Origin of the sequence: Pseudomonas rossensis (assembly GCF_039888995.1) — a bacterium.
Taxonomy (GTDB): domain Bacteria; phylum Pseudomonadota; class Gammaproteobacteria; order Pseudomonadales; family Pseudomonadaceae; genus Aquipseudomonas; species Aquipseudomonas rossensis.
Window position 1 is genome coordinate 22,334 of sequence record NZ_JBBWCB010000075.1, and the last position, 6,710, is coordinate 29,043.

The 6,710-nt window shown below is 60.6% G+C and carries 5 protein-coding genes and 1 pseudogene; 1 reads left to right on the forward strand and 5 read right to left on the reverse strand.

Going from position 1 to position 6,710, the window contains the following annotated elements; genetic code table 11:
• Window positions 1-68: 68 nt before the first annotated feature.
• Window positions 69-2,660, reverse strand: coding sequence for a glycosyltransferase (locus WLY71_RS19285; RefSeq protein ID WP_347804811.1), 2,592 nt, complete (start codon window positions 2,658-2,660; stop codon window positions 69-71).
• 222 nt (window positions 2,661-2,882) lie between these two features.
• Between WLY71_RS19285 and tcdA the strand changes: the two genes are divergently transcribed.
• Complete coding sequence (tcdA, locus tag WLY71_RS19290; protein WP_347804812.1) at window positions 2,883-3,701, forward strand: tRNA cyclic N6-threonylcarbamoyladenosine(37) synthase TcdA; 819 nt, start codon at window positions 2,883-2,885, stop codon at window positions 3,699-3,701.
• Window positions 3,702-3,801: 100 nt separating this feature from the next.
• Here tcdA and WLY71_RS19295 read toward each other — a convergent pair whose 3' ends face one another.
• From WLY71_RS19295 to WLY71_RS19310, 4 genes and pseudogenes are all read right to left on the reverse strand, one after another.
• Complete coding sequence (locus tag WLY71_RS19295; RefSeq protein ID WP_347804813.1) at window positions 3,802-4,206, reverse strand: SufE family protein; 405 nt, start codon at window positions 4,204-4,206, stop codon at window positions 3,802-3,804.
• Window positions 4,203-5,408: an aminotransferase class V-fold PLP-dependent enzyme gene (locus WLY71_RS19300; RefSeq protein WP_347804814.1), complete on the reverse strand. Its 1,206-nt coding sequence runs from the start codon at window positions 5,406-5,408 to the stop codon at window positions 4,203-4,205. The genes WLY71_RS19295 and WLY71_RS19300 overlap by 4 nt, the downstream gene beginning before the upstream one ends.
• Before the next feature lie 144 nt (window positions 5,409-5,552).
• Window positions 5,553-6,587: a 2,3,4,5-tetrahydropyridine-2,6-dicarboxylate N-succinyltransferase gene (gene dapD / locus WLY71_RS19305; protein WP_347804815.1), complete on the reverse strand. Its 1,035-nt coding sequence runs from the start codon at window positions 6,585-6,587 to the stop codon at window positions 5,553-5,555.
• A gap of 32 nt (window positions 6,588-6,619) precedes the next feature.
• A pseudogene (locus WLY71_RS19310) lies at window positions 6,620-6,710 on the reverse strand (arsenate reductase family protein); the annotation flags it as partial.

The window sequence follows — 6,710 nt, forward strand, 5'->3', positions numbered from 1 at the left end:
CGCAAAATGGCAGTTATCTTAAAGCAAAACGGCGGCCATTGGCCGCCGTTTAGTGCATCTGGAACGATTTAGACCGCCGGTGCCGGTTCGGCCTCGACCGAAGGTTTCGGCAGCGAAGACAAGAACGCCATGATCAGCGCCGCCAGGTATGGCAACGATTGCACCAGCAACATGGTCACCCAGAAACGCATGTCGTTGCTCGGCATGCCGTTCACCAGATATATCCCCAGCGCCGCGCCCCACAACAGCAGCATGATGAACACTTCTTCACGAGCCTCCGAAATCGCCACCCAGAAGCCGTGGTTATCGGCGTTCTTCGGTGTACGGAAAAACGGAATGCTGCTGGTGAAGAAGCCGTACAACACCGCTTTGGCGATGGTGTGCGACAACGCCAACCCTGCCAGTGCCGCGCAGAATGCGTCCTTGAGGTTGACCCCGACCGCACGACGGTAGAGGAAGATGATCTTGCCCACCTTGAACACGAACAGCGCCAGCGGCGGGATCGCGAAAATCAACAACGGCGGGTCGACTCGCTGCGGCACGATGATCATCGCCGCCGACCACAACAAGGCGCCCACGGTGAAGAAGATGTTCATACCGTCCGCCACCCACGGCAACCAGCCCGCGAGGAAGTGATAACGCTGGCCACGGGTCAGCTCGGTGTCCTTGCCGCGCAACAGACTGGCGGTGTGACGCTTGATGATCTGAATCGCACCGTAAGCCCAGCGGAAACGCTGTTTCTTGAAGTCGATAAAGGTATCGGGCATCAGGCCTTTGCCGTAGCTGGTGTGGTAATACGCCGCTGACAGGCCTTTCTCGAACACGCGCAGACCCAACTCGGCGTCTTCACAGATGCACCAGTCAGCCCAGCCCAGTTCCTCGAGCACCGAGCGCCGGGTCATGGTCATGGTGCCGTGCTGGATAATCGCGTCACGGTCGTTACGGGTGACCATGCCGATGTGGAAGAAACCTTTGTATTCCGCGTAGCAGAGCTTCTTGAAGGTGCTTTCGTTCTGGTCGCGGTAATCCTGCGGTGACTGCACCACGGCGATTTTCGGATCGGCGAAGTGCGGCACCATGTGCTTGAGCCAGTTCGGGTCGACGCAGTAGTCCGAGTCGATCACCGCAATCACTTCGGCATCCTTGGCGGTGTGCGGAATCAGGTAATTCAGCGCGCCACCCTTGAAGCCGGCCAATGGCGCGACGTGGAAGAACTTGAAGCGCGGGCCGAGGGTTTCGCAATAATCGCGCACCGGCTCCCAGACCGCCGGGTCCTTGGTGTTGTTGTCGATGATCAGGACTTCGAAGTCCGGATAGTCGAGGTTGGCCAGGGCGTTGAGGGTCTGTTTGACCATCTCCGGCGGCTCGTTGTAGCAAGGCACGTGAATCGAGACTTTCGGTCGGTAGTCCGAATCGCCCACCACCGGCAGGAATTCACGCCGGCGTTTGTGGGTCCAGACCGCTTCGGCCAGTTCGTGGGCCTCGGTCAGCAGCACGATAAACACCCCGAGCGCGCCGAGGGCAAGGAGGAAGCCCACCGTCAGGCTGAACCAGGTGCTGTATTGCAGGCTGTAGTCGTAACCGATCCACACCAGCACCGAACCGCAAAGGAACGCGATGAAGGTCAGGAAGGTGCGGCCGCGTTGACGCAGGGCCGAGCCGTCGATCATCAACAGGGTCAGCGACAGCAGGGCCAACACTACCGAGCCGACAGCGAGCACGCGCCATTGCGGAATGGCGACGACCGGGCCTTCGAAGTTGAATTTCTGCTGACGCGCGGCGTTGAAAACGCCCCAGTAAGCGCCCACGGAACCTTCGTCACTGGCCTTCCACGGTTGGTCAAAGGCTTCGATCACAAAGTAGTTGAAGCCCTGGCGATTGAGCTTGTTGACCAAGGTCCGCAGATAAATCGCCTGGTCTGCCGGCGACGCGTCGGCGCCACCGCGCATACGGCCGTTGCTCGGCCAGCCGACTTCCGACAGCAGCAGCGGTTTTTTCGGGAACATCTTTTTCAGGTCACGGGCCCGGTCGAGCACGAACTGCCCGGACTGCTCCATCGGAACATGTTCCCAGTACGGCAGGACGTGGGCGGCGATCAGGTCGACGTGCTTGGCCAGGCTCGGGTTTTCTTCCCAGACGTGCCATTGCTCGGAGGTCGTCACCGGTACTTTCACTGCCGCGCGGACGCGATCAAGGATCACGCTCAGTTCGGCGGCGGTAATTTCCTTACGGAAGATCGCCTCGTTGCCCACCACCACGCGAACCACGCTGCGGGAGGTATTGGCCAGGTCAATGGCGCGCAGGATTTCACGCTCGTTGCGCGCAAGATCCGGGCTGATCCAGATACCCAGCGTCACGCGCAAACCGAATTCTTCGGCGAGCTTGGGAATATCACCCAGGCTGCCATCGACCGAGTAAGTACGGATGTTGTCCGTCAGCTTGCTCATGATCTCCAGATCGCGACGCATTTCATCGTCGGTCGGATATTGCTCTTTTTGCGGGTACTGCCCTTGCTGGAACGGCGAGTACGAAAAGCCGGAGATCTGTTCAGGCCAGTTGGGGGCGGTGACCGGGCGATTGATCAGCGCCCAGAAGCCGGTAAACAAGGCTGCGATGGCGAGCACCACGACCAGGTTGAGTCCAAATTTACGCGATGACATAGCTATTTCAGGTTCCGGAGGCTGTGGAACGAAGGAACGGTCTGCGGCTGGCTGCCAGGTGGCAGGGGCGCGCATCCTACACTGGAGGTTCTCTGACCGTACAGCGAACAGGGAAACGCCCGACATTGGGCACTCTGGTTTCACATAAGTTCTTACACTTGTCGCTGGAAGGTTAAAAGTTCTCGCGCTGTGGCCCTATAATGCGCGCCGGTTTTTGGGGTTATGGTCATGAGTACAGAAGATCCGCGGTTTGCAGGCATCGCCCGTTTGTATGGCATCGACGGCCTGGAGCGTTTGCGTGCGGCCCACGTGGCGATCGTCGGCGTCGGTGGCGTCGGTTCCTGGGCGGCGGAAGCCATCGCCCGTTGTGGCGTGGGCGAGATTTCGCTGTTCGACCTGGACGACGTCTGCGTCAGCAACGTCAACCGTCAGTTGCACGCGCTGGACAGCACTGTCGGCAAACCCAAGGTTGACGTGATGGCCGAGCGCCTGCGCGGGATCAACCCGGACTGCACCGTGCACGCGGTGGCGGATTTCGTCACCCGCGAGACCATGGCCGAATACATCACGCCAAACATCGACTGCGTCATTGATTGCATCGACAGCGTGAATGCCAAGGCGGCGCTGATCGCCTGGTGCAAGCGCCGCAAGATTCAGATCATCACCACCGGCGGTGCGGGCGGGCAGATTGATCCGACGCTGATTCAGGTATGCGACCTGAACCGGACCTTCAACGATCCGTTGGCTTCGAAAGTGCGCTCGACCTTGCGCCGGGATTACAACTTCTCACGCACCGTGACCCGCCATTACAGCGTGCCGTGCGTGTTTTCCACCGAACAACTGCGCTACCCGAAACCGGATGGCAGCATTTGCTTGCAGAAGAGTTTTGTCGGTGATGGTGTGAAGCTCGACTGCGCCGGAGGGTTTGGCGCGGTGATGATGGTGACGGCGACGTTTGGCATGGTCGCGGCGACCAAGGCTGTGGATAAGATTGTGGCCGGGGTACGGCGCCCTTCGGATCGGGTTAAACCTGAAGCTTGACCGGTGCGGCTGATGGCCTCATCGCGAGCAAGCTCGCTCCCACATTGGATCTGTGTCTAATACTAATCCCCTGTGGGAGCGAGCTTGCTCGCGATGGCGATTAACCCGCCAACTCATTCATCCGCTGGAGAACGGCATTCAAGCCATTGCTGCGTGATGGCGACAATTGCCGCGACAGCCCGAGCTGATCAAACCACTGTGGCAAATCCACCTGCTGCAACTCAACCGCCGACAATCCGTTAACCCGCGCCAGCAGCAACGCCACCAACCCGCGAATCAACCGCGCATCGCTGCTCGCGGCAAACTGCCAGTGACCATCCTGCAACTCACCCACCAGCCACACCTGGCTTTCACAGCCATGAACGCGGTTGGCGTCGACCTTATCCACATCGCTCAACCCAGGCAGACGGTCGCCCCATTGCATCAACAGCCGCGCCCGTTGTTCCCAGCCTGCGGCCTTCTGAAAGGTCTCCAGCGCGGTGACGGCATCGGCAGGCAAGCTCATCGCAACACCTCCAGCGCCTGATCCAGCGCTTCAAAGAACCGCTCCAAGTCATCGGAATCGTTGTACAGCGCCAACGACACCCGAATCGCCCCGGCCAATTCAAAGCTTTTCAGCAACGGCATGGCGCAGTGATGACCGGCGCGCACCGCGATCCCCTGTTCGGTCAGCAAATGCGCCAAATCAGCGTTATGCACACCCTCGACGACAAAACTGGCCAGCGCCAGTTGCGGCTTGCCCAACAACCGAATGCCGTTGCGCGCTTCAAGGCCTTTGAGCAAATAGTCATGCAGCGCTGCTTCGTGGGCGCAAACCGCATCCTGGTCAAGCCCGGCCAGATAATCCAGCGTCGCCCCCAGACCAATCACACCGGCAATCGGCGGCGTACCCGCCTCGAAACCCAGTGGCGCCGGGCGGAACCGTGCGCTGTGGTAATCCGCATCCAGCACCATTTCGCCGCCGAATTGCCAGTGGCGCAGTTGCTCAAGCGCTTCATTGCGACCGAACAGCACGCCCAGACCATCGGGGCCATAGAGCTTGTGGCTGGAAAACACATAGAAGTCGCAACCCAGCGCCTGCACGTCGTGCCGGCCATGAACCACGCCTTGAGCGCCATCGACCACGGTCAGCGCGTTATGCGCCTTGGCCATCGTCAAGAGGGCGGGCAGCGGTTGCCAGGCACCGAGTACGTTGGACAGCTGACTGACCGCCAGCAAGCGGGTTCGAGGACCGATGAGCTGCGTGGCAGCATCAAGGTCAATCAAACCGTCGGCGTCCAGTGGCAGGATCACCAGCTTCAGGTCGCGACGGTGGGCCAATTGCTGCCACGGCAACAGGTTGGCGTGATGCTCCAGGGCGCTGATGACAACTTCATCGCCCGGATTGAAAAGATGTTCCAGGCCGTAAGCCAGGAGGTTCAGCGCAGACGTTGCGCCGTGGGTAAAGATGATCTGCCCGCAATCGCCGGCATTGAGCCAGTGGGCGACTTTGCTGCGGCTGGCCTCGAACGCCTGGGTGGCGTGGGCGCCGGGCAGGTGTTGCGCCCGATGCACGTTGGCCGCGCCGTTGGCGTAGTAATGCGCCAGGGCATCCAGCAGGGCTTGAGGTTTTTGCGTGGTGGCGGCGTTGTCCAGATACGTCTGGTCTTGCCGTTGCAATGCGGCGATGGCCGGAAAATCGGCGCGCCAGGGAGAGGGAATCATCATGCTGTCGGGCCCTGTGAACTTGGGCGGGTGTACACCGGAGCTTGTGGGAGCGAGCTTGCTCGCGATGGCGTCCGTCAGGGCGCCAAAAAGCATCGCGAGCAAGTCGAATCGTCGCACCGTCGCTCCCACAGGTGCCTGCGGCACTTAGTTGTGAGCGTGCAGCGCTTCGTTCAGTTCGATCGCCGATTTGTGGGTTTTGCATTCCACGGCACCGGTCTCCGAATTACGGCGGAACAGCAGGTCAGGTTGCCCAGCCAGTTCACGGGCCTTCACGACTTTGACCAGTTGGTTGTTTTCGTCCAGCAGCGCCACTTTGGTACCAGCGGTCACGTACAGGCCCGATTCAACGGTGTTGCGATCGCCCAATGGAATGCCGATTCCGGCGTTCGCGCCGATCAGGCAGCCTTCGCCAACCTTGATCACGATGTTACCGCCGCCCGACAGGGTGCCCATGGTCGAGCAACCGCCGCCCAGATCCGAACCCTTGCCGACGAATACGCCAGCGGAAACGCGGCCTTCGATCATGCCCGGGCCTTCGGTACCGGCGTTGAAGTTGACGAAACCTTCGTGCATCACGGTGGTGCCTTCGCCGACATAGGCGCCCAGACGAATGCGTGCCGCGTCAGCGATACGCACGCCGGCCGGAACCACGTAGTCAGTCATTTTCGGGAATTTGTCCACCGAGAACACTTCCAGCAGCTCGCCGCGCAGACGGGCTTCCAGTTGATGTTCGGCCAGTTCGGCCAGGTCGATTGCGCCCTGGCTGGTCCATGCCACGTTCGGCAGCAGCGGGAACACACCGGCCAGGTTCAGGCCGTGCGGCTTGACCAGGCGATGGGACAGCAGGTGCAGCTTGAGGTAAGCCTCTGGGGTGGAGGTCAACTGAGCGTCTTCGGCCAGAAGGGTCGCGACCAGCGGCTTGTGGCTCTCGGCCAGACGGGTCAGCAAGGCAGCCTGGGCAGCGTCGACGCTTTTCAGGGCTTCAGCCAGTTGCGACGCCTGAGCGGTACTGAACGCGATGGCCTGATTGCCCTCGGTGTAGCCCAGAACAGGCGCAATGGCAGCGACCAGTTCGGCCGACGGGTTGAGCAGTGGCTGCGCGTAAAACACTTCCAGCCATGCGCCTTGACGGTTTTGAGTGCCGACACCAAAGGCCAGGCTGAACAGGGTAGTGGACATGTTGATACCTCTAAAAAATGGAACGGGCTGCCTTACTTGAGCGCTGCCGCGTAGATATCTGGCTTGAAGCCAATCAGGGTTCGGTCACCGAGATCAAGCACCGGGCGCTTGATCATCGAGGGT

Excerpts from the sequence above, each read along its gene's own strand:
- WLY71_RS19295 (WP_347804813.1), bottom strand. The coding sequence starts at position 4,206 with ATGAGCTTGCCTGCCGATGCCGTCACCGCGCTGGAGACCTTTCAGAAG.
- tcdA (WP_347804812.1), top strand. The coding sequence starts at position 2,883 with ATGGTCATGAGTACAGAAGATCCGCGGTTTGCAGGCATCGCCCGTTTG.
- WLY71_RS19300 (WP_347804814.1), bottom strand. The coding sequence starts at position 5,408 with ATGATGATTCCCTCTCCCTGGCGCGCCGATTTTCCGGCCATCGCCGCA.
- WLY71_RS19285 (WP_347804811.1), bottom strand. The coding sequence starts at position 2,660 with ATGTCATCGCGTAAATTTGGACTCAACCTGGTCGTGGTGCTCGCCATC.
- dapD (WP_347804815.1), bottom strand. The coding sequence starts at position 6,587 with ATGTCCACTACCCTGTTCAGCCTGGCCTTTGGTGTCGGCACTCAAAAC.